The organism is Streptomyces sp. ICC1 (genome assembly GCF_003287935.1).
GTDB lineage: Bacteria > Actinomycetota > Actinomycetes > Streptomycetales > Streptomycetaceae > Streptomyces > Streptomyces tritrimontium.
The window spans coordinates 4,639,129-4,665,299 of sequence record NZ_CP030287.1; the positions used below are offsets into that span (position 1 = coordinate 4,639,129).

The following is a 26,171-nucleotide window of genomic DNA, read 5'->3' on the forward strand; positions in this document are numbered from 1 at the left end:
CGTACCGACGAAGCGAGCACCGGAGCGCAGCGCAGGGCGCAGCCAACCCGTGGAGTCCGCAGACGCACACCGGCATCAGTGGGCTCTTATGGAAAAGAGGGCAGTTCCGAAAAACCTGCTCTGACCTGTGAGTTCACCAACGTCGGTGTGTCAGCGCTGACACATCGGCAGGCGAGGATGTGTCGCCGGGCAGCACCAACGACACTATTTCCTCCCAGTGAAGTGGGAGAAAAATACAAATACCCTGGTCAGTCAAGGGGAGGTCTCCGGCGCCCGCGGAGAGCGTGTCGGCGCCAACACGCAAAAGTCACACCGGCTGGGAGGATTTGTCCCAGTGCACTGGGACAACCCATTAGGCTGCGTGACGACTTCCCCCTTGAGTGAGGACGGAACCCACGCACATGCCGCGCCCCCAGCCCATTCGTCGAGCGTCCGGCTCGCAGCCTCCGCTCGTGCCCGTCTCCGACACCGGCGAGGAGTTCAGGGAGACGCTGACCGAGAAGTTCGCGGACCTCATCGGGAAGACGCCGGTGCGGGGCCGGCCGGTCCAGCAGGTGGACGTCAGTGTCCGGGTCACTCAGCGGGCCCCACACGAGATGTACGGGACGGCCGGCTTCAGCGCCGTCAGCAACGAGTTCCTCAGCGAGGTCCTCGCCGTCCTCATCGCCCAACACGGCATGTCCCCGATCCAGTCCGCCGTCCTGGTCTGGTGCATCGGCAAGCAGAAGGAGGGCTGGGTCAAGGCGACGCACAAGCTGATCGCCGAACGACTCGGGGTCGAGCGGGCCAACGTCACCCGGGCCGTCAGCCGCCTGGAAGAGTGGCACATGATCCAGAAGGTCCGCCCCGGTGTCCTCTTCGTGAATCCCCTGATCGGCTTCATGGGCAACGGCGACCGTCAGCAGGAGATCCTGGCTAAGCTGCGGCAAGGGACCCCAGAGAACGCGTTTCCCCTGCTCAACGCTCCACCCGCCCCACGAAGCGCGCAGTTGGAACTCGGTCAGGACCAGGAGGAGGCGGCATGCTGATCCAGGCGACCTTCGGACACGGAATGCTGCACAAGCTGAAGCTCTCCCGCGGCGCCCAAGACCTCCTGAGCGTGCTGATCGAGCTCCAGGAGCCGGGCGGCGAGGTACGGATGTCCCAGCAGGAGCTCGCCGCTCGTGTGGGCCTCGGCAAGAACGCCGCCTCGACCGCCATGGCCTCACTAGTCGACCGGCACCTCGTTCTGCGACCGGAGAACAGCTACCGCACCTACATCCTGCATCCCTACATCGCGGGCTACGAGACCATCGAAGCCCTCGCGGCCGCAGTGCAGGAAGCAGCCCGCCGCATCCAGAACGGCACGCTCGACGAACCATCGGCCCCCCGCTACGAAACCGCGCCCCCCAAGAGGCAGCACCGGGAACTCCGAGCCGTCAGCGGCGCGTAGCTGCCGCCCGAAAGCGACGCCAACTTCGTCTGGCTGCGCCTGGGTTCCCGTACGGCCTACTTCGCGGACGCCTGTGAGGCGGCCGGCCTGATGGTCCGCCCCTTCGGCGACGAGGGCCTGCGCATCACGATCGGCTCGCCGCACACGAACGAGGCGGCGCACTCCGACGTGTTGTCGGGGTACGCCGCCTTCGGACGGGACGGCTTGCGGGAGCGGGCCCGCGCTGTCACGACCGCTACTTCGGGTCGCTGTTGAACTTCGAGGCCGACCAGAAGTAGCCGAGCACCGCGAGGCCCACGCACCAGGCGACCGCGAGCCACCCGTTGTGGCCGATCTCGCTGCCGAGCAGCAGCCCGCGCAGGGTCTCGATGGCCGGGGTGAACGGCTGGTACTCGGCGATCGGCTGGAACCAGCCCGGCATCCCCTCGACCGGGACGAAGGCACTGGACAGCAGCGGCAGGAGGATCATCGGCAGCGCGTTGTTGGAGGCGGCCTCGGCGTTCGGGCTGATCAGGCCCATGCCGACGGCGATCCAGGTGAACGCCAGGGCGAACAGGACGAGCAGCCCGAAGGCGGCCAGCCATTCCAGGGCGGTGGCGTCCGTGGACCGGAAGCCGATGGCCACGCCCACGGCGCCCACGAGGACCACGCTCGCGATCGACTGGAGCACGCTGCCGATGACGTGCCCGATGAGCACCGATCCGCGGTGGATCGCCATCGTGCGGAAGCGGGCGATGATGCCCTCGGTCATGTCGTTGGAGACGGACACCGCGGTGCCGATCGTGGTGGAGCCGATGGTCATCAGCAGGAGGCCCGGCACGAGGTAGGCGATGTAGTCGGACCGGTCGCCGCCGCCGATGCCCGCGCTCATCACGTCGCCGAAGATGTAGACGAAGAGCAGCAGCAGCATGATCGGCGTGAGCAGCAGGTTCAGGGTGAGGGACGGGTAGCGCCGCGCGTGCAGGAGGTTGCGGCGCAGCATCGTGGCCGAGTCGCGGACGGCGAGGGAGATCGAGCTCATCGGACAGCCTCCTCGGGCTGGTCGGTCTTGCCTGTCTGGTCGGTCTGGCCGGTCTTGCCGGTCTGATCGGTCTGGCCGGAGCGGCCGTGCCGCGGGTCGGTGCCGGTCAGGGCGAAGAACACGTCGTCGAGGTCGGGGGTGTGGACGGTGAGCTCGTCGGCCTCGATGCCGGCGGAGTCCAGCCGGTCGAGCACGGAGCGCAGCTCGCGCTGGCTGCCGTCGCTGGGGAGCTGCAGCGTCAGCGCCTCGTCGTCCCGGGTGGCCTCGCGCAGGGTGGCGGCGGCGAACTGGTACGCGGACGGGACGGAGAAGCGGAGCCGGATGTGGCCGCCGGGGATCAGCCGCTTGAGCTGGTCGGCGGTGCCCTGGGCGGCGATCTTGCCGTCGTTGAGCACCGCGATGCGGTCGGCGAGCTGGTCGGCCTCCTCCAGGTACTGGGTGGTGAGGAAGACGGTGACGCCGTCGGAGACGAGCCCGCGGATGATCTGCCACATGTTGTGGCGGGCCCGGGGGTCGAGGCCGGTGGTCGGTTCGTCGAGGAAGATGATCCTCGGGTCGCCGACCAGGGTCATGGCGATGTCGAGGCGGCGCTTCATGCCGCCGGAGTAGGTGGAGGCGGGCTTCTTCGCGGCCTCCACCAGGTCGAAGCGCTCCAGGAGTTCGGCGGCGACCCGCCGCCCTTCCCGCCTGGACAGGTGGTGCAGGTCGGCCATGAGGAGCATGTTCTCCTCGCCGGTGATCAGCCCGTCGACGGCGGAGAACTGGCCGGTGACTCCGATCGCGGCGCGGACCGCCTGCGGGTCGGCGGCGAGGTCGTGGCCGCCGACGCGGATCGGGCCGGAGGCGGGGTCGGGGGAGACTAGGGTGGAGAGGATCTTGACGGCGGTGGTCTTGCCGGCGCCGTTCGGGCCGAGGAGGGAGAAGACCGTTCCCTCGGGGACGCTCAGGTCGATGCCGTCGAGCACGACCTTGTCCCCGTAGGACTTGCGCAGCCCGTTCGCGGTGATGGCGGGGTTCGTCATGGAGGGTGCTCCTTTTCAGGTTTACAGGCTGCGGGCGGTGACGTTGCCGTAGGCGGTGGTCGCGTGGATGTTGAGGCCGGCGGCGGCGCCGTCGGTGTTGCCGAGGGCGTTGTGGATCCGGCCGTACGAGGTGCCGGCATCGAGGGTGGCGGACACCCCGCGGGCGGCACCGACCGAGATCTCGCCGTACTCGGTGCGCAGTTCGACGGTGCCGTGCACGGCCTCGGTGATGGAGAGGTCGCCCTTCTGCGTGCTGATCCGGGCGGACCCGCCCAGATGCCCGACCGAGACGTCACCGGCCATCAGCGTCAGCTGGACGCTCTGCGCCTCGTCGAGCTTGACGGAACCCTGCGCGCCCTCGAAGGCGACGTCACCGAGGCGTCCGACGCCCCGGAGTTCGGCGCTGGCCGCCTTCGCCTCGACGCGGGAGCCGGCCGGCAGCTGGACGGTGACCTCGACGGATCCGGAGGAACCCAGGATCTGGTTCTTCGCCTCCGGGGCCTTAATCCGCAGGACGCCGTCGCCGTACTCGACGGTGGTCTGCTCGGCCGCCTTCACGTCGCGGCCCTTGGAGGCGTCCGCCGGGCGGACCTCGACCGCGGTGTCCGCCCGGTCGGTGGCGATGAACCGGACGCTTCCCGCGGGGATGTCCAGGACGGCCGAGATGGGGGCGGGGGTGACGAACTTCTGCATGATGTTCTCCTGCGACTCGTTGTTTCCGATGAGTGAAAAGCTACGTTGCTTTCCAACTCCCGACAAGAACTTCATTGCGCAGAATCCACATCTCCGCAGCTCAGAGCCCAGATTTCGTTGCGAAGGACCACAATCAAACGCAACGACGAACCCGCCAACCGTTGCAATGAACTGAAAGTGAACGCTATACTGGAGCCATCGGCCACCCCGGAACAGACCAGGGAACTGGTCACGGGCCGGACCACGAAGGAGACCGCGATGCCGGGAGGCAGACTCACCCAGCAGGAACGCCAGCAGATCGCGCTGGGGGTGGCCGACGGCCTCGCCTACGCGGAGATCGCCAGGCGCCTCGACCGTCCGACCTCGACGATCACGCGCGAGGTCATGCGCAACGGGGGCCCCACCGGCTACCGCGCCGACCAGGCCCACCGCGCCACCGAACGCCGCGCACACCGGACCAGGCAGCCCGCGCCGCGGGGCGCGGGAACGGCCCCGCAGGCCTACGGCCGCGACGCCGACGCGGTGCGCGCGTACGAGGAGGTGTTCACCAACGTCATCGTCGCCTCGGGCATGCCCAAGATGACGGCCCGGGTGATGGCCGCCCTCACCCTCACCGACGCGGGCAGCCTCACCGCGTCCGAACTCGTCCAGCAGCTCCAGGTCAGCCCGGCGTCCGTCTCCAAGGCGATCACGTTCCTCGACGAGCAGGGCCTCGTCCGCCGGGAACGCGACGAAGGCCGCCGCGAGCGCTACGTCGTCGACGACGACGTCTGGTACCAGTCGATGATGGCCAGCGCCCGCTCCACCGCCCTGATAGTGGAGACCACCCGCCAGGGCGTCGCCGTCCTCGGCTCCGACACCCCGGCCGGCACCCGCATGGAGAACATCGCCCGCTTCCTCGACTTCGTCACCGAGAGCATCACCCGCGCCGCGGAACAGGCCCGCGAGATCCTCCACGCAAAGCCGGAACCGCCCCCGGGCGCCGAGCGCGGATAGACAGCCGCCTTGGTGGTCACAGCCAGCGCAGGATCCACGGGAACGTCTCGCCCGTGACTCCCGGCTTCGGGCGGCCGGAGTCGGCAGCTTCAGGTTGGGCAGGTCACCCGCCTGGATGCGGACGAAGGCCACGCGGAACGCCACCTCCATGGTCTCGGGGCTCTCGTACTTCGCCGCGAGCGGGTGAAGCCGGTACGAGTTGCCCTGACGCTCCTCACTGCGCGGCCTGAGGACGATGTTCAGGTCGCACAGGGGTGCCATGAGCCCGCTGACGGCTTGGGGCGTGACCCCGTACTCGACCGCCATGTCCTTCTGGCGGACCGGCAGCACTCCCCCGAAGTCACTGCGGGAGACGAGGTACTGGAGGAACTTCACGGCGGACCCTGACAGAGGCAGGGCCCAGATCCGCTCGGCGATGATCGGAGACATGACGTGAGGCATGGGACAGCCTTCCTCTGGGAGAGGCAACCGTACGGGGGTCAAGCAGCGCGATCACCCGGTGCGCCTCCTGCCGCGCACAGCCTCTTTGACGGCGAAGCCGAGGTCGAGCTCTTCCTGATGGGCGCCTTGCGGACCCACCGCGTACGGGAACGCCTCGGTGTCGTGCCCGTGGCGGTCGGCGATCTCTGCGAGCACGGCGTGCTGGGCCGTGCTGTTGCCGTGGAACCACAGGCGCACGTTGATCTGGACACGGCCGTTGCCGGCTTTCTCCACCCAGTTGTAGCCGCACAGCGCCTGAACGGCGCGGTTGACCGTGGACCGCGTGATCATCTTGCCGCCCTTCTGCGCGGCGATCCTGTTCAGCCCGTCCGTGATCTCCTGCTGCGTGTACTGGGTGATGCCGGTCCCCGGAAGCTGTCCGCCGGCCACGAAGAGGAACACGCAGAGCTGGGACTTGGTGATGCTGTTCGCGACGGCCAGCTGCGCCAGCAACTGTGTGAACCAGTTGCTGGCCAGGCTGTATCCGGCGTCTCCGGCCATGTCGTGGACGGCTCTCGGATCCGCCGCGTACTCGAAGTGGACTCCCGTGAGTCGGCGGCGACCACCGGGGTCGGCGGCGTGTGCCGCCTGCTGCCCGAGCTGTTGGCCCAGGACGGCCAGGATGTCTCCGTACTCGGCTTCGTCCCCCGCGGCCGTGGCAGCGGGAACAGGCCGGGGCCCGCGCTGCCGATGACGGGCGGGCGGATCAGATGTCACAGGACCTCCTAGTGGCTCAGGCGGTCCGAGACATCCAAAAAATCAACGTGTGCTTGTCTTTTCGCATACAGGCGCACCGGAGCCACCTCTGCGCGGAACCCCGTTCGATCGGGGCGCCAAAACTCCACAACACGTGAAGTTATTTTGCCGTCAAGGGCCAAAAATCCATGGCTCCTTGATTTACACGTGTCGCAATGACGACACATTCGCAAGCCTCGGCGTTCGATCGAAGGCGTCGCGCCACCTCCCTGCCCGACTCGCTGACCTGCACCGTTCGGCGGCCGATCAGCGCCACCAAAAAGTTCACGATCAATTGAGTTTTCCACGAAATGTGCTTGCCGGGAACACATTCCAGAGGTCCAAATGTGTCCTGGGGGACACATACCGTCAGACAAACCAGCAGGTCAGGAGCTTAAGTTGGCGGCGCCCTCTTACCAAAGAGCAACGTGAGCGACGGCATCAACGGGCGCCGGCCCTCTGTGAGCTGTACTCCCGCGCATCTTCCGCCCGACGCACCGACAACAGGCAGCTGCCATACGGCTCCCCTCCCTGGACCTCAGCCGACACACCCTGGCTTCCTCCGGCCCTCTCGCTCCGTACGGCCCGCACTCCCCCTCCTCAGCCCGATCCAAGCTGGACCACGTTTTCCCGCGTCCCTCATGCCCAGTGAGGGCGCCCCGCGCCCGAGGGGTGCACCGGCGACCGTCAGGGAGCCGGGGCAGGGCATGAGGGGGAGCGGGTCCAGGGCGCCCGAGCGCCTGGCGAGGGGGTCTGGGGGGCGAGTAGCCCCCCATGCCAAGGCCGGTCCAGCGCGGCCAGGCGCTGGCGGGGTCCAGGGGCTGGCCCCTGGGATTCACGGTCCGCGGCCGAGGACGTAAGAGAACCCGGATCCGGAAAGGGGTGTCCCGGGGGCGTCAGGAGGCGAGCGAACGTCGAACCCTGCTGATCGCGTGCTGAGCACCAGCCCCGAAGACGGCGGACTCTCGCAGCGTCTTCCACACGCGCAGGTGGGTGGCGATGCTGTCAGCGTCGTCCAGCCACATTTCGGCATGCCAGGTCTCGGTGGTCACCAGCCGGTCGTCGTAGATCCAGAAGCCAGCACCAGGGGGAAGCTTCAAGGGGGCCCCGAGCGGGACGATCCCCAACTCCACGGTGTCGAGGCCGACCACACCCAAGAGGCGGTCAAGCTGGGCCGCGAGTACCGGGGGCGGGCAGATCTGGGCGTGCAACACGGCTTCCCAGAGCAAGATCTCGTACCGCTTACCCGCGGCGTACAGACCCTCTTGCCGCCTCATCCGGGAGCGTACGGCCTCTTCGATGTCCCTTGGCGTGTGGTGCAGTTCGGCAAAGTGGGTGAGCATGGCACGGGCGTAGTCAGGCGTTTGGAGTACACCCACGACCCACGACGATTCCCACGCCCTGAGGACCGTCGAGCTTGCCTGCACAACGTTGTGAGCGTCCTGGACGGGCTTTTGCCCGGCGGCGAGTTGGCGGCGCCACGAACGCATGTGGGACTCGAACCCGCGGAGCCGGCTCAGCAGCTCCGCGTACGCATCCGGCTGTCCGGTCGCCTCAGTCCACTCACGCAGGTCGTCAGGGGTCGCCGTCTGCCTGCCGTTCTCAAGCTTGCTGACCTTGCTCTGCCCCCAGCCAAGGCGCTGGGACAGAGCTGTACCGGTGATACGGCCCTGCGGCCCCGACTCGCGTAGTTCACGCAGCCGGAGCCCCAATGCCTCGCGCGCCTTCTGAAAGTCCGTCACCGGCACCTGCTCTGTCCTATTTCCCTACGGGGCTGCCGTGAGGCCGGCCTCGAACGTCTTGTACGGGACCGCGTAGTGCCACGCGGCATCCCTCACCTGGGCGTAGCGGTTGACCTCAACCGGCTCCGTGATCAGCTCAACATCGACCAAGTTGTCGGCCTCATCGAAATTGAGGACGGCGACGATCCTGGAGTCAAAGATCCAGAAGTCCTCGGCCGGCAGCTGGAGCCGCTCGGCGTCCTTCCTCCACAGGTTGCGGATGTCCTCCCCCAGCGCCGCATTCTTGTCGGCGTGCGCCAGGAGGTATCGCTGCCCCACGGTCACGGGGTCGTCCACGATGCGCACGCGGCCGACAGTCACACCTCTCTGCGTCTTCTCCCGAATGGTGACGCTCCACGGGGTGCCCAGGTCCCATGCCGGAGTCTCGCCCCGCAGGAACTGGGTGTACGTCTCGGTGCCCTCGTCGGACGCGTACCGGGACCGTGTCTCCAGCCTCCAGGCAGTGTGCTGGAAGTTCTCGAACAGCTTGCCGAAGGCGTCCAGGTCGATGATGCGGGGCACGCGAGAGACCTCCTTCGGGCCGAAGTCCACCAGCAGCTCACGCGGGACCACGATCGGCACCTCACCGTCAGACAGGTGCCGGAGCTGGGCAATGTCCTCAGGGTCTGTGAGCGGCGTTCCGTGGACGATGATCTCCTTGCTGTCCAGATCCTCGTGCACAGCCGGGCAGCCACCCTCGCCGCTACCCGTGCCGTTGAGCCGCAACCTACGTGCCATCACGCTGACCTCTCGCCGGAAGGACGGGGACTCCTGTCAAGCGTCCCCGCCGCCGCTCCGGAATGTCGAGGCATACCAGCACACTGCGCGAGAATAATTGAGAATAGTCTCAACATGGCCCAACTCCACCTCCCTACCGTTCCGTTCATCAGCACGAGACGGGCAGCAGCGGAGGCGACATGGCTGTGACCACAACCAAGAAGCGCAACGGGACTTGGAGCGGCATGTGGCAACAGGTTCCGCAGCGTGATCCGTTCCCCAGAGCTGACGCCGTCACGGTCGCAGGGTGCGCCGACTGCTCAGAGCTGATCGCCCTTCGCTCTGCCGCACGCAAGATCCTGGACGCGAGTACGGCAACCGACTGCAACATCCGGATCCGGCTCCACTCCGAGGAACACGGACGGAAGGCTCAGGCATGACTGCCCCCGCCTCTCAGGCCGAGCCGACTCACGTCCCCAAACCTGTACCGGGCTGTAAGACCTGCGCCCATGAAGCGATCTTCCGACGGGCGGCGATCAAAGCCGGTGACGAGTCCATCGTGGCCGACTGCGACACCCGAATCAGGGAGCACGGTACCGGGCACCGCGGGTGACCGCCGGGGAGACAGTCGCCGACGAGCAGTTGACGTACCCAGGCGGCCCGTACGCGGACTCTCCGGCCGGTTGGTGGACTGAGTACGGCGGGGTGCTGGACAGACGATCAGGGGTCATCTTCTGGCCCCCGGGCAGTAGTCGCCCCCGTCCGTGCTTCGACTGTGACTGCGAACGCGGCAGGAAGGCTCGTGACGATTCAGAGGTGCGCGGCCCAGACACGGGCACCCGCTGATCCCTTGATCGGCAGCGCCATGGAGGACCAGGCCGGCGGGGCCGTCCTCCATGGCGGGGGCGCCGCAGGACCGGTCAATGGAGAACATCGCCCGCTTCCTCGACTTCGTCACCGAGAGCATCACCCGCGCCGCGGAACAGGCCCGCGAGATCCTCCACGCAAAACCGGAACCGCCGCAGGGCAACGACCGCCCATAACCGCCCGCCCGTCCCGCACGAGGGGCGGGCGGCCCCAACGGGCGGGGTTTCGTGGCCTCAGTTGTTGACGACCCTCAGGTGCGCGGCCGGCTGCTCGCGCTCCGCCTCCACCGTCGGCGTCAGCCGGAAGACCTTCACCGGGCCGACACTGTCCACGACTTCGAGCCACCCGAGCGCCTCGAGCTCCTTGCGTGTCCGGGAGAAGACCGGGGCGCTCATGCCCGCGGTCTCGGCGAGTTCGGTGGCCTTGATCCAGACCGACCCGTCCGGTCGCTGCTCGGCGGCCGCGTACAGCATGACGACGATCCGCTGGTTCGGGTTCAGAACCCGTCCCGTGCGCTTGAGGACGTACAGCACGTCCTCGCTGCCGTGGACCTTCATGTCGCGTCTCTCCTCGTCTTCTTGCGTTGGCGGTCTCTCGGCTTCGGAATCCTCATCTCCGGGGGGTTCCAGTCGGAAACCGCCTCACGGTGTTCGAAGCCCGTTCCGATGAACGCAAGGTACGGGGTCGTTCGATAGAACTTCGTACGGCCGATCCCACCGGACTCGACCAGCAGGCGAGCTCCCTTGAGGACCTTGATGGTCCTGGACAGGGAGTCCGGACTCATATTGAGTTCGGACGCGACGGCCACACCGGTCATCTGGACGGGCCCCTGGCGCTCCTCCGTCGCGAACCAGTACCAGACCAGCACCCGGAACTCGCGGTCGCTCAGACCTGAGTCGGCTGAGGCCAGTTGGCGGCCTCGGCGGATCCCGACGTTGATGTGGGGTCCGTCGAAGGCGTACGGGGCACGGGGAACCTCCTCCATGTCGCCCGTGTCTGGATCGACGAGGGCGAGGACCTTGCTCCGTGCCGACTCCGCCATCTGCGAACCGCCCCATCCCTTAGCCACGAGCCACGCGGCCCTTCCCCAGACCGACGCACTTAGCACATTGCACATTACCGCATGGCTAATCAACACCCACCCCGAACGGGACATTCTTTGCTCATCGCTAATCAACCGAGCCTCGGGACTGGAGCGCCCGTCAAGACAACGATGTGCACATAGCTAACTGACCCGACCCCAGGATCTACTCAACCCGATCCCAGGATCGGGTTACCTGATTCCAGGATCGGGTTACCCGATCCCAGGATCGGGTTGCATTAGACGTTTCCGCAGGTCAAAAGCGTGCGGGGGCTGCGTCCTCTTAATACATGGAAAGGCCCGTGCCCACCCGGCGGCTCTCGACGGGTGGCTGCTCGCCCTGTCGCTCCGCTCCAGCGCTCCCAGGTGGGTCCACCTCTTGGACTTCGGCTGCCCGATCACGGGGGTCGCCGACCGGGACAAGCAGCAGCGTGGCTGATGCCGGACGGGGCTGAGCGAATCCGTGGGCGCCGGTGGGCACAGGTGCGGGCTTCGTCTGGGCACACCTTCTGTGGCCGGGGTCGCATCTGGTTTGCCCCGGTGCGGAATCGAGGGTCCCCCGCGCGAACCGCTGCCCGAACCGGGCCCCCTGGCCCCCAGGGCCCCTATCGGCCGCGCCTGGCGGGCTGAGCGAGGAAGCCGCCGGTCAGATGACCGGCGGGCGGCCCAGGCGGGTCATGCGGGCCGCCGTGCGCCAGGACATCGGGCGCCGGGGGCCTCCGCTCGTGCGCACGCCTTCGGCGAAGCCGGCGGACCAGGCGCGCAGACCCGCGGCCGACCGGGTGCGGGCGAGCGTCAGCAGCGTCCACACGCCGAGGTAGACGGGGACCAACAGGGCCGGCAGACGCCGCTTCGCGAGCCACACCCGGTTGCGTGCGGTCATCCGGAAGTAGACCGCGTGGCGGGCCGGGGAGGTCTTGGGGTGCTGGAGCACGAGCGCCGGTTCGTAGAGGATGTCCCAGCCGGCGTCCAGGGCCCGCCACGCCAGGTCGGTCTCCTCATGGGTGAAGAAGAACGGGTCCGGCCAGCCCCCCGTCCGCTCCAGCATCCGCATGGACAGGGCATGGCCGCCGCCGAGGAAGGCCGTCACCAGGCCCCGTTTCATCGGGTCCTTGGCCCTCAGCCGGGGCACGTGCCGGCGCTGCGTCTCGCCGTGCTCGTCGGCGATCCGGAAGCTGACGATGCCGAGCCGGACGTCGGCCGCGTACAAGTCGGCGATCCGGCGGACCACGTCGGTGTCGACCAGCAGGCCGTCGTCGTCCAGGTCCACGAGGACGTCGACGTCGCCGGACTCCCGCAGTTCGCGCCAGGCGACGTTGCGGCCCCCGGACACGCCCAGGTTCTCCGCCAGCTCGATCACGGTCACACCGTCCGGCAGCCCGGGAAGCGCGCAGCCGTTGCCGACCACCACGACGCGGACCGAGGGCTCGTCCTGCGCGGCCACCGAGGCCAGCAGGGCCCGCAGTTCGGGCATCCGGTCGCCCATGGTCAGCACGGCCACGCCCACCCTCGGTCTGCTCACTGCCCACCACTTCCCTCCGGCTCCGGACGAAGGAGTGAGCGTACCGGCGCCCGGCAGGGGGTGCCGGGGCCGGGCGCCGGAGCCGGGTGGCCGGTGCGGGTCAGGCGAAGAGGCGGGTCAGTTCCTCGTGGAAGGCCGGGAAGGTCTTGGCCACGCACGACGGGTCGTCGAGGGTGATGCCGGGCGCGCGCAGGCCGAGCACCGAGAAGGACATCGCGATCCGGTGGTCGCGGTGGCAGGCGATGGTGGCCGGGGCCGCGGTCCCCGGGTGGACCGTGATCCGGTCCGGGCCCTCCTCCACCCGGATGCCGAGCGCGCGCAGGTTGCCCGCGACGGCGGCGATCCGGTCGGACTCCTTCAGGCGGGCATGGGCGATGCCGGTGATGGTGATCTCGGCATCGGCCAGCGGGGCGATCGCGGCCATCGTCATGAAGGTGTCGGAGATGTCGCCCATGTCGACGGTGAACCCGCCGCGCAGCGGGCCCGTGCCCGTGACCTCCGTCCAGTCCGCGGTCGTCGTCACCCGCGCCCCGGCCAGCCGCAGCACGTCCACGAACGCCGTGTCGCCCTGCAGGCTCCCGGTGCCCAGGCCCTGCACCCGTACGGTGCGGCCGGTGACGGCCGCCGCCGCGAAGAAGTACGAGGCGGTCGAGGCGTCCGGTTCGATGTCGAGGTCGGCGGGCGCGTAGCCGCCCGAGTGGACGGTGATCGCGCCGTCCGCCTCCTCCACGCGCGCCCCGAAGTGCCGCATCAGGGCCAGGGTCATGTCCACGTACGGCCGGCTGACCAGGCGCGGTACGTCCACCGTGAGCGGCCCGGCCATCAGCGGGGCGGCCATCAGCAGACCGGAGAGGTACTGGCTGCTGAGCCCGGAGTCCAGCTCGATCCGGCCGCCGGCGAGCCCGTTCGAGGTGAGGGTGAAGGGCAGCCCCGCGGCGCTCGTCCTGGCCCCGAGGCGGGTCAGCGCCTCCAGCAGCGGGCCGAGCGGGCGGGCCCGCAGCTGGTCGGAGCCGTCGAAGGAGACGTCGCCGTACCCGGTGGCCGCGAAGGGCGGCAGGAAGCGGGCGGCGGTGCCGGCGTCCGCGCACCACACCCGGACGGGGCCCGCCGGGCCGGTGCCGCGGCCGGTGACCTGCCAGACCTCGCCGGATCCGTCGCCGTACCCGGAGCCGTCGCCGTAGCCGTACCCGGCGTCCCCGACGTCGCGGACGCTGGTGCCCAGGTCCGTCAGCGCGGCCCGGAAGGCGAGGGTGTCGTCGCTGACCAGCGGCGCGCCGAGGCGGCTGCGCCCGGGGGCGGCGGCCGCGAGCAGCAGCGCCCGGTTGGTGATGCTCTTGGAGCCCGGGATCCGGGCCTCGAGCACGGTGGCGGTCATCGGACCGTGGAGTTGCGGCGGGCGGCGCGCTCGAAGCTCGCGCGGGCGGCGGCGGCGACCTTGGGAGCGGTCAGCCCGTGCAGCTCGTACAGGGACTGGTACGGGGCGGAGGCGCCGAAGGAGTCGATGCCCAGCGAGGTGCCGGCCGCGCCGACCAGGGCGTACCAGCCGAGGCTGGAGCCGGCCTCGACGGAGACGCGGGCCTCGACACCGGACGGCAGCACCTCCTCGCGGTACGCCTCCTCCTGCGCCTGGAACCACTCCAGGCAGGGCATGGAGACCACGCGGGTGGCGAGGCCCCCGTCCTGCAGGATGCGCCGGGCGTCGAGGGCGATGGGCACCTCGCTGCCGGTGGCGATGAGGATGGCCTCGGGGCGGCCGCCGTCGGCCTCGGCCAGGACGTAGCCGCCTCGCGCCGCGCCTTCGGCGGGGGACAGTCCGCTCTCCCCGCCGCGTTCCAGGACGGGCAGGTTCTGCCGGGACAGGCACAGGCCCGCCGGGCGGTCGTCGTTCTCCAGGATGGTGCGCCAGGCGATGACGGTCTCGTTGGCGTCGGCGGGCCGGACCACGTCCAGGCCGGGGATGGCGCGCAGCGACCAGAGGTGCTCGATCGGCTGGTGGGTGGGGCCGTCCTCGCCGAGTCCGATGGAGTCGTGGGTCCAGACGTAGGTGACGGGCAGCTTCATCATGGCCGCGAGGCGGACGGCGGGGCGCATGTAGTCGGAGAAGACGAGGAAGGTGCCGCCGTAGGGGCGGGTCCCACCGTGCAGGGCGATGCCGTTGAGGATGGCGCCCATGGCGTGCTCGCGGATGCCGAAGTGCAGGGTCCGGCCGTACTGGTGGCCGGAGTAGGCCTCGGTCGACAGTTCCTCGGGGATGAAGGACGGTTCGCCCTTCATGGTGGTGAGGTTGGACTCGGCGAGGTCCGCGGAGCCGCCCCACAGTTCGGGCAGTACGGAGGCCAGCGCGTTCAGCACCTCGCCCGACGCCTTGCGGGTGGCGATCTGGCCGCCGGCGGGGAAGACCGGCAGGTGCTCCTGCCAGCCCTCGGGCAGCCGGCGCTCGGAGAGCCGGTCGAAGAGCTCGGCGCGGTCGGGGTTCAGGGCGCGCCAGTCGGCGAGGGTCTTGTCCCACTGGCGGTGCGCCTCGGCTCCGCGGTCGGCCACCTGGCGGGCGTGGGCCAGGACTTCGGCGGGGACCTGGAAGGAGAGGGAGGGGTCGAGGCCCATCGCGGCCTTGGCGCCGGCGGCCTCCTCGGCGCCGAGGGCGGATCCGTGGATGCCGCCGGTGTTGCGCTTCTTCGGCGCGGGCCAGCCGATGATCGTGCGCAGCGATACGAGGGAGGGTCGGTCGGTGGTCTCGCGGGCCGTGGTGAGCGCCCGGTGCAGGGCCCGCACGTCCTCGCGGTACTCGCCTCCGGCGGTCCAGTCGACCTCCTGGACGTGCCAGCCGTACGCGCGGTAGCGGGCGAGGGTGTCCTCGGAGTGCGCGATCTGCCGGTCGTCCTCGATGGAGATGCGGTTCTCGTCGTAGAGGACGACGAGGTTGCCCAGGCGCTGGTGGCCGGCGAGCGAGCTGGCCTCGTGCGCGACGCCCTCCTCCAGGTCCCCCTCGGAGGCGATGGCCCAGACGGTGTGGTCGAAGGGGCTCTCACCCGCGCGCGCCTCCGGGTCGAACAGGCCGCGCTCGCGGCGGGCGGCCATGGCCATGCCCACGGCGTTGGCGAGGCCCTGGCCGAGGGGGCCGGTGGTGGTCTCCACGCCGGGGGTGTGCCCGTACTCGGGGTGCGCGGGGGTCAGACTGCCCTCGGTGCGCAGGCCCTTGAGGTCGTCGAGGGTGAGCCCGTAGCCCGACAGGTAGAGCTGCGTGTAGAGGGTCAGGCTGGCGTGGCCGCAGGACAGGACGAAGCGGTCGCGGCCGGCCCAGCGCGGGTCCCGCGGGTCGTGCCGCAGGAGCTGCTGGAAGAGCAGGTACGCGGCCGGCGCGAGGCTCATGGCGGTGCCGGGGTGGCCGTGGCCGGCCGCCTCGACGGCGTCCACGGTCAGCGCGCGGGCGACCTCGACGGCCCGGCGGTCGGCGTCCTCCCAGAGCAGGGCGGGCGCGGTGCCCTGCGGGGCTGTGGCGACGGTCATCTCAGGCCTTCCTGTTCGGGGGATACGGGGACGGGTCGGGTGCGGATGCGAGTGCGAGTGCGACTGCCCCGGCGGGTACGGGGACTGCGGCGCGGGCACCGGGGACTGCGGCGCGGGCACGGGGAACTGCGGCCCCGGCGGGACCCGCGGCGGGCAGCAGGAGCGGGGCCGGGAAGGGGAACCGGGCCGCTGCGCCCGCCGCGGCGCGGGCGCAGCGGCGCGCGCGGGCGCGGGCGTAGCGGACGGCGGGCCGGGTCACCGGCTCAGCCGCTCGTAGGCCGCGGCGAGGAGGGCCTCGTCCGGGGCGGTGAGCAGGGCGGGGCGGCCGATGGCGTCGAGGACGACCAGGCGCAGCCGGTTGCCGCGGGTCTTCTTGTCGATGCTCATCGCGTCGCGCAGCGGCGCCCAGGCCCCGGTGTGGCCGGTGGGCAGGCCGGCGGCGGCGAGGAGGGTGCGGTGGCGCTGCGCCTCGGCGGCGGACAGCCGGCCGTCGAGGCGGGCGAGTTCGGCGGCGAAGACCATGCCGGCGGCCACCGCGTGGCCGTGGCGGACGCGGTAGCCGGCGACGCGCTCGATGGCGTGGCCGAGGGTGTGGCCGTAGTTGAGGTGTTCGCGGCGGCCGTCTTCCCTGAAGTCCTCGGTGACGACCTCCGCCTTGACGCGGATGGCGCGTTCCACGAGCTCGCGGGTGTGGAAGGCGCCGGCCGGGTCCTCCTCGACCAGGCGCAGGATCTCCGGGTCGGCGATGAAGCCGGCCTTGATGACCTCGGCGAGGCCGCTGGCGTAGTCGGCGGGGGGCAGGGTGTCCAGCAGGTCCAGGTCGCACAGGACCCCGGCGGGCGGGTGGAAGGCGCCGACGAGGTTCTTGCCCTGGGGCAGGTTGACGGCGGTCTTCCCGCCGATGGCGGCGTCGACCATGCCGAGCAGGGTGGTCGGCACGAGCACGAGCCGTACGCCGCGCAGCCAGCCGGCGGCGGCGAAACCGGCGAGGTCGGTGGTGGCCCCGCCGCCGACGGCCACGACGGCGTCGGAACGGGTGAACCCGGCGTCCGCGAGGGCTCGCCACAGGCCCACCACGACGGTCATGTCCTTGGCGGCTTCGCCCTCGGGCACTTCGAGGGAGACGACGATGCGTCCCTCGTCGGTGAGTTCGCGTGCGATCGCGCGGGCCGTGGTCAGCAGGGTCCTGGAGTGGACGACGGCCACCCGCAGCGGTCCGGCGCCCAGCACGCGGCCGGTCTCGCCGGTCAGGCCGCGGCCCACTACGGCCTCGTACGGCCGTTCGCCGCCGATGGGGATGCGGGTGCGTCCCGTGGTGCTTCCCGTCGGGCTCCCCGCCAGGGTCGGGGCGCTCACCGGACGGCCAGGTTCTCGAGGTAGCCCCGGTGGTTGCGGGAGGTCTCGGCGAGGGAGTCGCCGCCGAACTTCTCCAGCGCGGCGTGGGCGAGGACCAGCGCGGTCATGGCCTCGGCGACGACGGCCGCGGCGGGCACCGCGCAGACGTCGGAGCGCTGGTGGTGGGCGGCGGCTGGCTCGCCGGTGGCGACGTCGATCGTGGCCAGGGCGCGCGGCACGGTGGCGATGGGCTTCATCGCGGCGCGCACGCGCAGCGGTTCGCCGGTGGTCATGCCGCCTTCGACGCCGCCGGAGCGGGCGGTGCGGCGGCGGATGCCGTCCTCGCCCCGCTCGATCTCGTCGTGCGCCAGGGAGCCGGGGACCCGGGCGAGGCCGAAGCCGTCGCCGAACTCGACGCCCTTGATGGCCTGGATGCCCATGAGGGCGGCGGCCAGCCGGGAGTCGATGCGCCGGTCGCCGTGGACGTGGCTGCCCAGGCCCGGCGGCAGCCCGTAGGCGAGGACCTCGACGACTCCGCCGAGGGTGTCCCCGTCCTGGTGGGCCCGGTCGACCTCGGCGACCATGGCGGCGGAGGCCTCGGGGTCGAGGCAGCGCACCGGGTCGGAGTCGACGCGTTCGGTGTCGCCGGGGCCGGGCACCACGCCCTCGGGGGCGGCGGCCGCGCCGAGGGAGACGACGTGGCTGACGACGGTGATCCCGTACGCCTGCCACAGGAGGGCGCGGGCGACCTCTCCGAGGGCGACGCGGGCGGCGGTCTCGCGGGCGCTGGCCCGCTCCAGCACCGGCCGGGCGTCGTCGAATCCGTACTTCTGCATGCCGGCGAGGTCGGCGTGGCCGGGTCGGGGGCGGGAGAGCGGGGCGTTGCGCGCCCGGCCGGCGAGGACTTCCGCGTCGACGGGGTCGGCGGACATCACCGTCTGCCACTTGGGCCATTCGGTGTTGCCGATCTGGATCGAGACCGGTCCGCCCTGGGTGAGGCCGTGGCGGACGCCGCCGAGGAAGGCCACCTCGTCCCGCTCGAAGGCCATCCGGGCGCCCCGGCCGTGGCCGAGGCGGCGGCGGGCCAGGGAGTCGGCGACCGCTTTGGTGGAGATCTCCACTCCGGCGGGCAGGCCTTCGAGGACGGCGGTGAGTGCGGGGCCGTGCGATTCGCCCGCGGTGAGCCATCGCAAAGTGCTCAAGGGTGATCCTCTGTCGTGCGGCGCGCGCTGCGCCGGCGGGGTGTGCGGTGCGGGGGGCGGTGCCGTGTGCGGCGGGGGCGGTGCCGTGTGCGCTTCGACGACGCCCGCTCGCACTACGCGGAGGCGCTCGCCACGGCCCGGGTGGGCCAGGTCGCCGGCCAACTCGGCGGTGTAGAAGGCGACGTTGCGGGCGAAGTGCGGATCCTGGAGGTCCGCCGCCCGGCGCGCGTGCCGGGCCGCGCGGGCGTGCTCGCCGAGCGCCGCCCAGCAGCGGGACTCCAGGGACTCCAGCTCGGCCTCGCCGAAGAAGGACATCCACTCCGGGTCCGCCGCCGCGGGGCCCCGCGAGAACTCCGTGTGCGCCCGGGTCAGCGCCTCCTCGCAGGCCTTGCGGTCCGCGAGCCCCGCCCAGCCCCCGGCCTCCCGCAGGGCCAGCAGGGACAGCAGCCGCGGGGACCCGAGGGCCCGGGCGGCGCGGCGGCCCGCCTGGGCCGCCCGTACCGACTCGCGGGGACGCCCGCAGTCCCGGGCGAGGAAGGCCATGTTGCTGAACGCGTGGGCCTCCAGGGCGGCGTCCCCCGCCACCCGGGCCGTGGCGAGCGCCTCCGCGTAGTGCGAGCGGGCGTCGTCGAAGCGGCCCGAGTCGTGTGCGAGCCAGCCGACCGAGACGGCCAGCTCGCCCGCGCCCGCGTGCAGCCGGTCCTCGGTGGACTGGCGGGTGGCCCCCGCGTCGAGCAACGCGTAGGCGGTGCGCAGCGGTTCCGCGGCCCGCCGGTACAGGGCGTCCGCCCCGTGCCGGTCGTCCAGCAGCCGGATCTGGCGTACGGCGTCCTCGACCGCGGCCGCCTCGGACTCGCCGGCGCGGGAGGGGAGCCGGCGGGTGTCGCCGAGCAGGGTGAGGCTGAGCGTCGCGGCCGCCACGGTCGCGGAGCCGCCCGCCATGAACGCGCGACGCAGCACGTCGCTCTCCTTGGAACGCGAAGGGGAACCGGCGGTGGGGCGCCGGGTGAAGGGGGAGAACGGCGAGGAGGGCGAGGGACGTTCGCGCTGCGCGAGCCGGCCGCGGACGCTCTCGCGCGGGGAGAAGCCGAGATCGGCCAGGGTGCGGCCGGGGAACATGTGGAGGAAGACCCGCTCGTAGGCGTAGTTGGGGCAGCGGATCTCGCCGGACTCGACCCGGCCGACGTAACGGGCGTCGCAGGAAACCGTTTCTCCGATTTCCTTCGCCGCCCTGCGCACCATCGCGGCGAACTCGGCCGGGGAGTGCTGACCGCGCAGCCGCCGGAAGGGGGTGTTGGGTGAGTGGGGGGACGCCGCCATCAGTTCCCTTGCTCTCTGGTAGTTTCCCTCTGCCCCGCTAAGGGGTCGGCTCGGGCTGGACCGCAGCCCTCGGGTTGGAAGCCCCCCTCCGTGTAGGTGGGGGAGCGGAGTCACGGACGTGGCCTCTCTGGCTGCGAACCATCCCCATGACGGGTGAGCTTCAGCGGCATGAAAGTACCGCTGGAGCTGGGATGCCCACCCCGGGTTTGGCTACAAAACGGATATCTCACCCGCGATCCGCCATGAACTGCCATCCTTTGCAGCGTCTTGCCGCCGCACCTGTTGACGCCCCCGTGCGTTGAACCCATGCGGAGTGGGAGGAAGCTTCCTGGCTTCCGGCATCCACTCCCGCGAGGTTCGTACGCGGATCGAGGAGGGGTTCCCTTGGTGGAGGGCGGCATGGAGAGCACTGGAACGAACACCGCGCCCGAGCCCGGCGCGCCCCTGATCACCGGCTCATACCTGATCACCGGCGCGCCCTCGGTCGCCGGAGCCCCGGACCTCGTCACCGTGCCCACCCGGCAGGGCCTGGAGGCCGTCGACATCATCCGCCGGGCCGCCGGCCAGGCCAGCGCCAGCCGGGCCGGCGGCGTCGGCCCGGTCCTGCACGACGGCTCCGGCAGCACCCTCGGCTTCCTCGTCCCGCCCGGCACCGCCGACGCCTGGGACCTCCCGGGCAGCGCCTGTACGCACACCAACGGGCGCGGCATGCGCTTCGGCGACACCTCGCCGACCGCGGGCGACACCGGCTGGCTGCTGCCGCCGGAGGCCGTCGGGCCGGTCACCGATCCGGAGGTGCTGCGCGCGGCACTCGGCGAGGCGGCCCGGCTGATCGAGGCCGCCGACAACTGCCGCTGACCCCCCACGGTCCCTGACCAGCCATAATGAGGACGTGGCAGGCAAGGGCAAGGACAAGCGGCGCGGGCGCGACACCTCCGAGGCGCAGCTCGGGCAGGTGGACGGCGGCCAGGCCGTGCTGGAGCCCGACCGGGAGCGGTCGCGCGCCTGGACCCTGCTGATCGACGGCGCCCCGCAGTCGCACGTGGACCTGGACGACCCCGGACACCTGGACTTCTCCTACCAGCGCCGGATCGGCCACCTGATCGACCTCGTCGCGCCCGCCCGCCAGCCCCTGAACGTCCTCCACCTCGGCGGCGGCGCCTTCACCCTCGCGCGCTACACGGCCGCCGCGCGCCCCCGCTCGACGCAGCAGGTCGTGGAGATCGACGCCGGGCTCGTGGCCTTCGTACGGGAGCACCTGCCGCTGGACCCGCAGGCGCGCATCCGGGTCCGGTCGGTCGACGCCCGGGCCGGGCTGGCCAAGATCCCCGACGGCTGGGCCGACCTGGTGATCGCGGACGTGTTCAGCGGCGCCCGCACCCCCGCGCACCTGACGAGCACCGAGTTCCTGGACGACGTACGCCGGGCCCTGGCGCCGGGCGGCTGGTACGTGGCGAACCTCGCGGACGGGCCGCCCCTCACCCACCTGCGGGGCCAGATCGCGACGGCCGCGTCGCGCTTCACGGAGCTGGCGCTCGCCGCCGATCCGGTGGTGTGGCGGGGCAAACGATTCGGCAACGCCGTCCTGGTGGCCGCCGACCGTGAGCTCCCGCTCGCCGAGTTCACCCGCCGCGTCGCGAGCGACCCGCACCCCGGCCGGGTCGAACACGGCCGCGCCCTCATCGATTTCGCGGGCGGCGCCGTCCCCGTCTCGGACGCCTCGGCGGTCGCCTCGCCGGAGCCCCCGCCGTCGGTCTTCCGCTGACCCTCGGCTCGGGGGTCGCTCAGCTCGGGGGTCGCTCGGCTCAGGGGTCGACGATCTCCACCAGCGGGGGGTGGTCGTGCCACGTGCAGAACACCGACACCTCCCGGCCGTCGCGGGTGAAGGTGACGCGGATCCAGGACTCGTGCTTCCACACCTGCATCCGCCAGCCGGCCGCCGGGGTCGCCGAGACCAGCTCGCCCGAGGAGGCGCCGAGGTCGAAGACGACCCGCCCGCCGGAGACGCTGTACGACTTCACGTTCCCGCTCGCGCCCGCGCCGCCCTGACCGTTCGAACGCGCGGCGGGCGCCGGCCGCGACGGCGGCGTCGACGCCTTGGCGGAGGCGGACGGGGCGGACTCCGAGGGGGACGCCGGGGCGGAGGCCGAGGGCGAGGAGGACGGGTCCGGGTCCGGGGGCAGCGCCTGGTGCGTCGAGGAGGAGAGCGGCCGCGTGGTCAGCGGCACCGCGAGCGGGGGATCGTAGGCCGTGCCGGACATGACCGTGTGCACGCCCCACCACGACAGCGTCACCGCAGCCCCGGTCGCCAGCGTCCACGCTCCCGCATGGCTGACTGCTCTACCGACATGTCCTCGTCGCATCGGGGGACATCCTGCCCCACCCGTCCCAGACCTGGACCGGCACCCTCGGGCATCCCCCGAATGGGCTACGGTGCGGGCCATGGCTAGTGTGCTCGTGGTCGAGGACGACCAGTTCGTACGTTCCGCCCTCATCCGGCACCTGACCGAGGCCTCGCACACCGTGCGCAGCGTCGGCACCGCCCTGGAGGCACTGCGCGAGGTCGCGCACCACCGCTTCGACGTGGTCATCCTCGACCTCGGGCTGCCCGACCTGGACGGGTCCGAGGCGCTGAAGATGCTGCGCGGCATCACCGATGTGCCCGTGATCATCGCGACTGCCCGGGACGACGAGGCGGAGATCGTCCGGCTGCTCAACGACGGCGCCGACGACTACCTGACCAAACCCTTCTCCGTGGAGCACCTCTCCGCCCGGATGGCCGCCGTGCTGCGCCGCGCGCGCTCCGCCGCCGGGGCCGAGCCGCCCTCGCGGGTCCTGCGCGTCGGCGGCCTGGCCATCGACCCGCTGCGGCGCCAGGCCGAGCTGGACGGGACGGTACTGGACCTCACGCGGCGGGAGTTCGACCTGCTGGCCTTCCTCGCGGGGCGGCCGGGCGTGGTCGTGGCCCGCCGGGAGCTGCTCGCGGAGGTCTGGCAGCAGTCCTACGGCGACGACCAGACCATCGACGTCCACCTGTCGTGGCTGCGCCGCAAGCTCGGCGAGACCGCCGCGAGCCCGCGCTACCTGCACACGCTGCGGGGTGTGGGAGTCAAGCTGGAGCCGCCTCAGTGAGCGGCGCACGCGCGGCCACCGGGCCGCGGGCGGGCACGACGGCCGCACCTCCGCGCCGCGCGGGCGACCGCGACGACAGCCGCTGCCGCGGCGGAGCGAGCCGACGGAGATGAGGTGGGCGCTGGTCAAGGTGTGCCTCGCGGTCACCGTCATGGTGGTCGTGGCGTTCGCCGTGCCGCTCGGGCTGGTCGTCCAGGAGATGGCCAGCGACCGGGCGTTCTCCAACGCCGAGCGGCAGGCCGCCACCATCGGGCCGACGCTGTCGATCACGACGGACCCGGTCCAGCTGCGCAAGGCGGTGGAGTCCACGCAGATGGGCGCCGCCCGGCGGATGGCCGTGCACGTCCCGGCCGTCGCAGACACCCCGCGCGTGGACATCGGCGACGGCTGGGCCGGGGAGCACGCCGTCGCCGAGACCCGGCGGATCGGGCGGGCGGCCACGGCCCCGGTGTCGGGCGGCGGCTCGGCGCTGCTCCAGCCCATCGCGCTCGGCTCCGGGGACATCGCGGTGGTGGAGATCCTCGTCCCGGAGAGCGAGGTCAGCAACGGCGTCGCCACCGCCTGGGTGGTCCTCGCGGGCGTCGGCCTCGCCCTGGTCGTGGGCTCGGTGGCGGTGGCGGACCGGCTCGGCGCCCGCCTGGTGCGGCCGGCCGAGCGGCTCGCGGACGCCGCGCACCGGCTGGGCGAGGGACGGCTGGGCGCGCGGGTCCCCGAGGAGGGGCCGAAGGAACTCCGCTCGGCGGCCGTCGCGTTCAACTCGATGGCGGACCAGGTGGTGGAGCTCCTCGCCAACGAGCGGGAGTTGGCCGCCGACCTCTCGCACCGGCTGCGGACGCCGCTGACGGTGCTGCGGCTCAACGCGGCCTCGCTCGGCGACGGTCCGGCGGCGGAGCAGACCCGGGCGGCCGTGGAGCAACTGGAGCGCGAGGTCGACACGATCATCCGTACGGCCCGCGAGCAGCGCGCGCCCGCCTCCGCCACGGGCGGCGGCGGTGCCGGCTGCGACGCCTCCGAGGTGATCCGCGACCGGATGGACTTCTGGTCGGCGCTGGCGGAGGACGAGGGCCGGGAGGTGCGGCTCGCGGGGGTCGACCGCACGGTACGGATCCCCGTGGCCCGGCCCGAGCTCGCGGCCGCGCTGGACGCCATGCTCGGCAACGTCTTCCGGCACACCCCGGAGGGCACTCCCTTCGCGGTGGACGTCCACGACGCGGGGGACGCGGTGATCGTGCTCGTCTCGGACGCGGGGGGCGGCATCGCCGATCCGGACGCGGCCCTGCGGCGCGGCAACGACGGCGGCCGGGACGGTTCGACGGGCCTCGGCCTGGACATCGTGCGGCGCGTCGCCGAATCGACGGGCGGTGACGTGCGGCTGGGGCGCTCGGTGCTCGGCGGCACCGAGGTGCGGGTGTGGATCGCCCTGGACGGCCGCACGCGGGGCGGGTCCGCCCGCGCGGGGCGCGGCCGGCGCAAGCGGCGGGGCGACTGACGGCACGGGCGACCGGCGGGGACCCCGCGGGGCGACCGGCCGCGCGGGTGGCTGACCGTGCGGGTGGCTGACCGTGCGGGTGGCTGACCGTGCGGGGCAACCGACGTAACCCCGGAGCGGTCGGGGGCGCGCCGCGCGCCCGGTATGTCCCCATGTCGATACGGTCCGCGCCATGGACACCCTCATCTTCGGCGGCCTCCTCGCCACCCTGATCGCGATGTACCGGGACGCGTCGCGGTTCGTGGTGCTCGGTGCCTGGTGGCTGATGCTGCTCGCCGTGATCCTGCTGATGGCGCACCACATCACCAGCGGCCTCGCCCTCACCCTGAGCTACTGACGGTGGCCGCGATGTCCAGCCTCCTCCCGGAGGCGCCGCTGGAGGGCGGGCTGCTGGGGCGCGTCCAGTACTGGTTCGCGTGCGCCTTCGCCATCGGCTGGACGGGTGTGGTCTGCGGCGGGCTCTTCTACCAGTTCGGGCTGTGGGAGTACCCGTGCCCGCTCTGCATCGTGCAGCGGATGTTCATGCTGCTGGCGGCGATCGGGGCCGGGCACGTCATCCGTACGGCGCTGACGCACGGGGCGGTCACCGGCCGCGACTACATGATGGGCTGGGGCCTCACGCTCGTCGCGGTGATCGCGGGCTCCTTCGCCTCGTGGCGCCAGACGATGCTGCACATCCTGCCGGGCGACAAGGGGTTCGGGAGCGAGGTGTTCGGCCTGCACCTGTACGTATGGGCGTGGATCCTCTTCCAGGCCTCGGTGGTCGCCGTCGGGATCGTCCTCGCCTTCGCCCACTCCACGGCCGACCGGGTCATTCCGGCCGACGGGCCGGGTGCGTACCGCACGGTGGGGCTGGCCGCGCTGTGGTTCCTGGGGCTGGTGATCGCCGTGAACATCGTGGCGGTCTTCCTCGAAGAGGGATTCCACTGGTTCCTCCCGGACGACCCCTCGCGCTACCAGTTCTTCCACGATGTGGGGATCATCGACTAGTGCCGTGCCGTGCCGTGCCGGGCGCCGTGACCCGGTGAACCCTGCCCGTCACAGCACTAGCGGAGGTTGGCGGGGAGTCGACGCCGCCCGCGCGCGAACGCGGCGGAACTGCTTGAGTACTCGCGCCCGCACCCCTATCGGATGGGAACCCGCCATGCGCTACGCAGTTCTCGGCACCGGCATCGTCGGCCGTACGGTGGCCGCCCGGCTGCTCTCCCTGGACCACGAGGTCGTCATCGGCACCCGCGACCCCGTGGCCACCCTCGCCCGCGGCGAGTACGCCGAGTGGCAGGCGGCCCACCCGCGAGCGGGGCTCGCCCGCTTCGCGGAAGCGGCGCGCGGCGGCGAGACGCTGGTCAACGCCACGGGCGGGCGGGTCAGCGTGGCCGCCCTGACGGCGGCGGACGCCTCGCACCTGGACGGCAAGATCCTGATCGACATCGCGAACCCGCTGGACTTCTCGCACGGCTTCCCGCCGGGGCTCGACCCGGTGGACGGCGACAGCCTGGGCGAGCTGATCCAGCGGACCTTCCCGGGGCTGCGCGTGGTCAAGACGCTGAACACGATGAACTGCCAGGTCATGGTCGACCCGGCCAGGGTTCCCGGCGACCACACCGTCTTCCTCTCGGGCGAGGACGCCGAGGCGAAGAAGGCCGTGCGCGAGCTCCTGTACTCCTTCGACTGGCGCGAGCACACCGTCATCGACCTGGGCGGGATCGAGACGGCGCGCGGCACGGAGATGCTGCTGCCGATCTGGCTCCGGCTGATGGGGGCCCTCGGCCACACGGACTTCAACTTCCACATCCAGGGCGCGCGGCGTACGGAGCCGGGCCCGCAGGTCTGACCCGG

Annotated in this window: 24 protein-coding genes and 3 pseudogenes; 12 read left to right on the plus strand and 15 right to left on the minus strand. The window is 71.5% G+C overall.

Annotated features, from left to right (window positions below; genetic code table 11):
- Positions 1 to 452: 452 nt before the first annotated feature.
- From DRB96_RS21865 to DRB96_RS44780, 3 genes and pseudogenes are all read left to right on the plus strand, one after another.
- Positions 453 to 1,028 carry a MarR family transcriptional regulator gene (locus DRB96_RS21865; RefSeq protein WP_162688681.1) on the plus strand — a complete coding sequence of 192 codons (576 nt, stop codon included), beginning with the start codon at positions 453 to 455 and terminating at the stop codon, positions 1,026 to 1,028.
- Entirely contained in the window at positions 1,022 to 1,432 is a 411-nt protein-coding gene (locus DRB96_RS21870) for a hypothetical protein (RefSeq protein ID WP_112449983.1), read from the plus strand. The genes DRB96_RS21865 and DRB96_RS21870 overlap by 7 nt, the downstream gene beginning before the upstream one ends.
- 6 nt (positions 1,433 to 1,438) lie before the next feature.
- Positions 1,439 to 1,687 (plus strand): annotated as a pseudogene (locus DRB96_RS44780) (hypothetical protein); the annotation flags it as partial.
- Here the strand turns inward: DRB96_RS44780 and DRB96_RS21880 are convergent.
- The 3 genes from DRB96_RS21880 to DRB96_RS21890 are packed head-to-tail and all read right to left on the minus strand — an operon-like array spanning position 1,668 to position 4,168.
- A complete protein-coding gene (locus DRB96_RS21880; protein ID WP_112449984.1) occupies positions 1,668 to 2,453 on the minus strand; it encodes an ABC transporter permease in 786 nt (261 codons plus the stop codon). The pseudogene DRB96_RS44780 and the gene DRB96_RS21880 overlap by 20 nt on opposite strands.
- A complete protein-coding gene (locus DRB96_RS21885; protein ID WP_112449985.1) occupies positions 2,450 to 3,475 on the minus strand; it encodes an ATP-binding cassette domain-containing protein in 1,026 nt (341 codons plus the stop codon). Before DRB96_RS21885 ends, DRB96_RS21880 begins: the two co-directional genes overlap by 4 nt.
- Before the next feature lie 21 nt (positions 3,476 to 3,496).
- Entirely contained in the window at positions 3,497 to 4,168 is a 672-nt protein-coding gene (locus tag DRB96_RS21890) for a DUF4097 family beta strand repeat-containing protein (RefSeq protein ID WP_112449986.1), read from the minus strand.
- A gap of 258 nt (positions 4,169 to 4,426) precedes the next feature.
- Here DRB96_RS21890 and DRB96_RS21895 point away from each other — a divergent pair, with 258 nt between their 5' ends.
- Positions 4,427 to 5,164 carry a helix-turn-helix domain-containing protein gene (locus tag DRB96_RS21895; RefSeq protein WP_112453624.1) on the plus strand — a complete coding sequence of 246 codons (738 nt, stop codon included), beginning with the start codon at positions 4,427 to 4,429 and terminating at the stop codon, positions 5,162 to 5,164.
- A gap of 492 nt (positions 5,165 to 5,656) precedes the next feature.
- Here the strand turns inward: DRB96_RS21895 and DRB96_RS21905 are convergent, their stop codons facing one another.
- From DRB96_RS21905 to DRB96_RS21915, 3 genes are all read right to left on the minus strand, one after another.
- A complete protein-coding gene (locus tag DRB96_RS21905; protein WP_112449988.1) occupies positions 5,657 to 6,361 on the minus strand; it encodes a hypothetical protein in 705 nt (234 codons plus the stop codon).
- Between the two features lie 914 nt (positions 6,362 to 7,275).
- Complete coding sequence (locus tag DRB96_RS21910) at positions 7,276 to 8,121, minus strand: helix-turn-helix transcriptional regulator (RefSeq protein ID WP_112453625.1); 846 nt, start codon at positions 8,119 to 8,121, stop codon at positions 7,276 to 7,278.
- Between the two features lie 24 nt (positions 8,122 to 8,145).
- The gene (locus tag DRB96_RS21915) at positions 8,146 to 8,898 is read right to left on the minus strand and encodes a DUF6879 family protein (protein WP_112449989.1); all 753 of its coding nucleotides are present in this window, start codon (positions 8,896 to 8,898) and stop codon (positions 8,146 to 8,148) included.
- Between the two features lie 902 nt (positions 8,899 to 9,800).
- Here DRB96_RS21915 and DRB96_RS21925 point away from each other — a divergent pair.
- Positions 9,801 to 9,920 (plus strand): annotated as a pseudogene (locus DRB96_RS21925) (MarR family transcriptional regulator); the annotation flags it as partial.
- A 57-nt stretch (positions 9,921 to 9,977) separates the two neighbouring features.
- Here DRB96_RS21925 and DRB96_RS21930 read toward each other — a convergent pair.
- From DRB96_RS21930 to DRB96_RS21960, 8 genes and pseudogenes are all read right to left on the minus strand, one after another.
- A complete protein-coding gene (locus tag DRB96_RS21930) occupies positions 9,978 to 10,301 on the minus strand; it encodes a winged helix-turn-helix domain-containing protein (protein ID WP_112449990.1) in 324 nt (107 codons plus the stop codon).
- Entirely contained in the window at positions 10,298 to 10,786 is a 489-nt protein-coding gene (locus DRB96_RS21935) for a MarR family transcriptional regulator (RefSeq protein WP_112449991.1), read from the minus strand. Before DRB96_RS21935 ends, DRB96_RS21930 begins: the two co-directional genes overlap by 4 nt.
- Positions 10,787 to 11,471: 685 nt before the next feature.
- Positions 11,472 to 12,347: a glycosyltransferase family 2 protein gene (locus DRB96_RS21940; RefSeq protein WP_204357785.1), complete on the minus strand. Its 876-nt coding sequence runs from the start codon at positions 12,345 to 12,347 to the stop codon at positions 11,472 to 11,474.
- Between the two features lie 100 nt (positions 12,348 to 12,447).
- Positions 12,448 to 13,722 (minus strand): 3-phosphoshikimate 1-carboxyvinyltransferase, encoded by a 1,275-nt coding sequence (gene aroA / locus DRB96_RS21945; RefSeq protein ID WP_112449993.1) that lies wholly within the window; start codon positions 13,720 to 13,722, stop codon positions 12,448 to 12,450.
- On the minus strand, positions 13,719 to 15,854 hold the full coding sequence (gene tkt / locus DRB96_RS21950; protein ID WP_112449994.1) for a transketolase: 2,136 nt from the start codon (positions 15,852 to 15,854) through the stop codon (positions 13,719 to 13,721). Before tkt ends, aroA begins: the two co-directional genes overlap by 4 nt.
- Positions 15,855 to 16,109: 255 nt before the next feature.
- Positions 16,110 to 17,210 (minus strand): 3-dehydroquinate synthase, encoded by a 1,101-nt coding sequence (aroB, locus tag DRB96_RS44785; RefSeq protein ID WP_239516279.1) that lies wholly within the window; start codon positions 17,208 to 17,210, stop codon positions 16,110 to 16,112.
- Entirely contained in the window at positions 17,207 to 18,391 is a 1,185-nt protein-coding gene (gene aroC / locus DRB96_RS44790; RefSeq protein ID WP_239516280.1) for a chorismate synthase, read from the minus strand. Before aroC ends, aroB begins: the two co-directional genes overlap by 4 nt.
- A 132-nt stretch (positions 18,392 to 18,523) precedes the next feature.
- A pseudogene (locus DRB96_RS21960) lies at positions 18,524 to 19,711 on the minus strand (tetratricopeptide repeat protein); the annotation flags it as partial.
- Between the two features lie 399 nt (positions 19,712 to 20,110).
- Between DRB96_RS21960 and DRB96_RS21965 the strand changes: the two are divergent.
- Positions 20,111 to 20,569, plus strand: a complete 459-nt coding sequence (locus DRB96_RS21965) for a hypothetical protein (RefSeq protein WP_204357786.1) — start codon at positions 20,111 to 20,113, stop codon at positions 20,567 to 20,569.
- 34 nt (positions 20,570 to 20,603) lie between these two features.
- Positions 20,604 to 21,476 (plus strand): fused MFS/spermidine synthase, encoded by an 873-nt coding sequence (locus DRB96_RS21970; protein ID WP_112449995.1) that lies wholly within the window; start codon positions 20,604 to 20,606, stop codon positions 21,474 to 21,476.
- A gap of 40 nt (positions 21,477 to 21,516) precedes the next feature.
- Here DRB96_RS21970 and DRB96_RS21975 read toward each other — a convergent pair whose 3' ends face one another.
- On the minus strand, positions 21,517 to 22,074 hold the full coding sequence (locus tag DRB96_RS21975; RefSeq protein WP_112449996.1) for a hypothetical protein: 558 nt from the start codon (positions 22,072 to 22,074) through the stop codon (positions 21,517 to 21,519).
- Between the two features lie 79 nt (positions 22,075 to 22,153).
- Here DRB96_RS21975 and DRB96_RS21980 point away from each other — a divergent pair, with 79 nt between their 5' ends.
- The 5 genes from DRB96_RS21980 (at position 22,154) to DRB96_RS21995 (ending at position 26,166) form a co-directional block, all read left to right on the plus strand.
- Positions 22,154 to 22,843 carry a response regulator transcription factor gene (locus DRB96_RS21980; protein WP_112449997.1) on the plus strand — a complete coding sequence of 230 codons (690 nt, stop codon included), beginning with the start codon at positions 22,154 to 22,156 and terminating at the stop codon, positions 22,841 to 22,843.
- A 109-nt stretch (positions 22,844 to 22,952) separates the two neighbouring features.
- Positions 22,953 to 24,332 carry a HAMP domain-containing sensor histidine kinase gene (locus DRB96_RS21985; RefSeq protein WP_112449998.1) on the plus strand — a complete coding sequence of 460 codons (1,380 nt, stop codon included), beginning with the start codon at positions 22,953 to 22,955 and terminating at the stop codon, positions 24,330 to 24,332.
- A 172-nt stretch (positions 24,333 to 24,504) separates the two neighbouring features.
- Complete coding sequence (locus DRB96_RS43845; RefSeq protein ID WP_204357787.1) at positions 24,505 to 24,669, plus strand: DUF5993 family protein; 165 nt, start codon at positions 24,505 to 24,507, stop codon at positions 24,667 to 24,669.
- Between the two features lie 11 nt (positions 24,670 to 24,680).
- Positions 24,681 to 25,322 carry a disulfide bond formation protein B gene (locus DRB96_RS21990; protein WP_112453629.1) on the plus strand — a complete coding sequence of 214 codons (642 nt, stop codon included), beginning with the start codon at positions 24,681 to 24,683 and terminating at the stop codon, positions 25,320 to 25,322.
- A 154-nt stretch (positions 25,323 to 25,476) separates the two neighbouring features.
- Positions 25,477 to 26,166, plus strand: coding sequence for an NAD(P)-binding domain-containing protein (locus DRB96_RS21995; protein WP_112449999.1), 690 nt, complete (start codon positions 25,477 to 25,479; stop codon positions 26,164 to 26,166).
- The last annotated feature ends 5 nt before the right edge of the window (positions 26,167 to 26,171 follow it).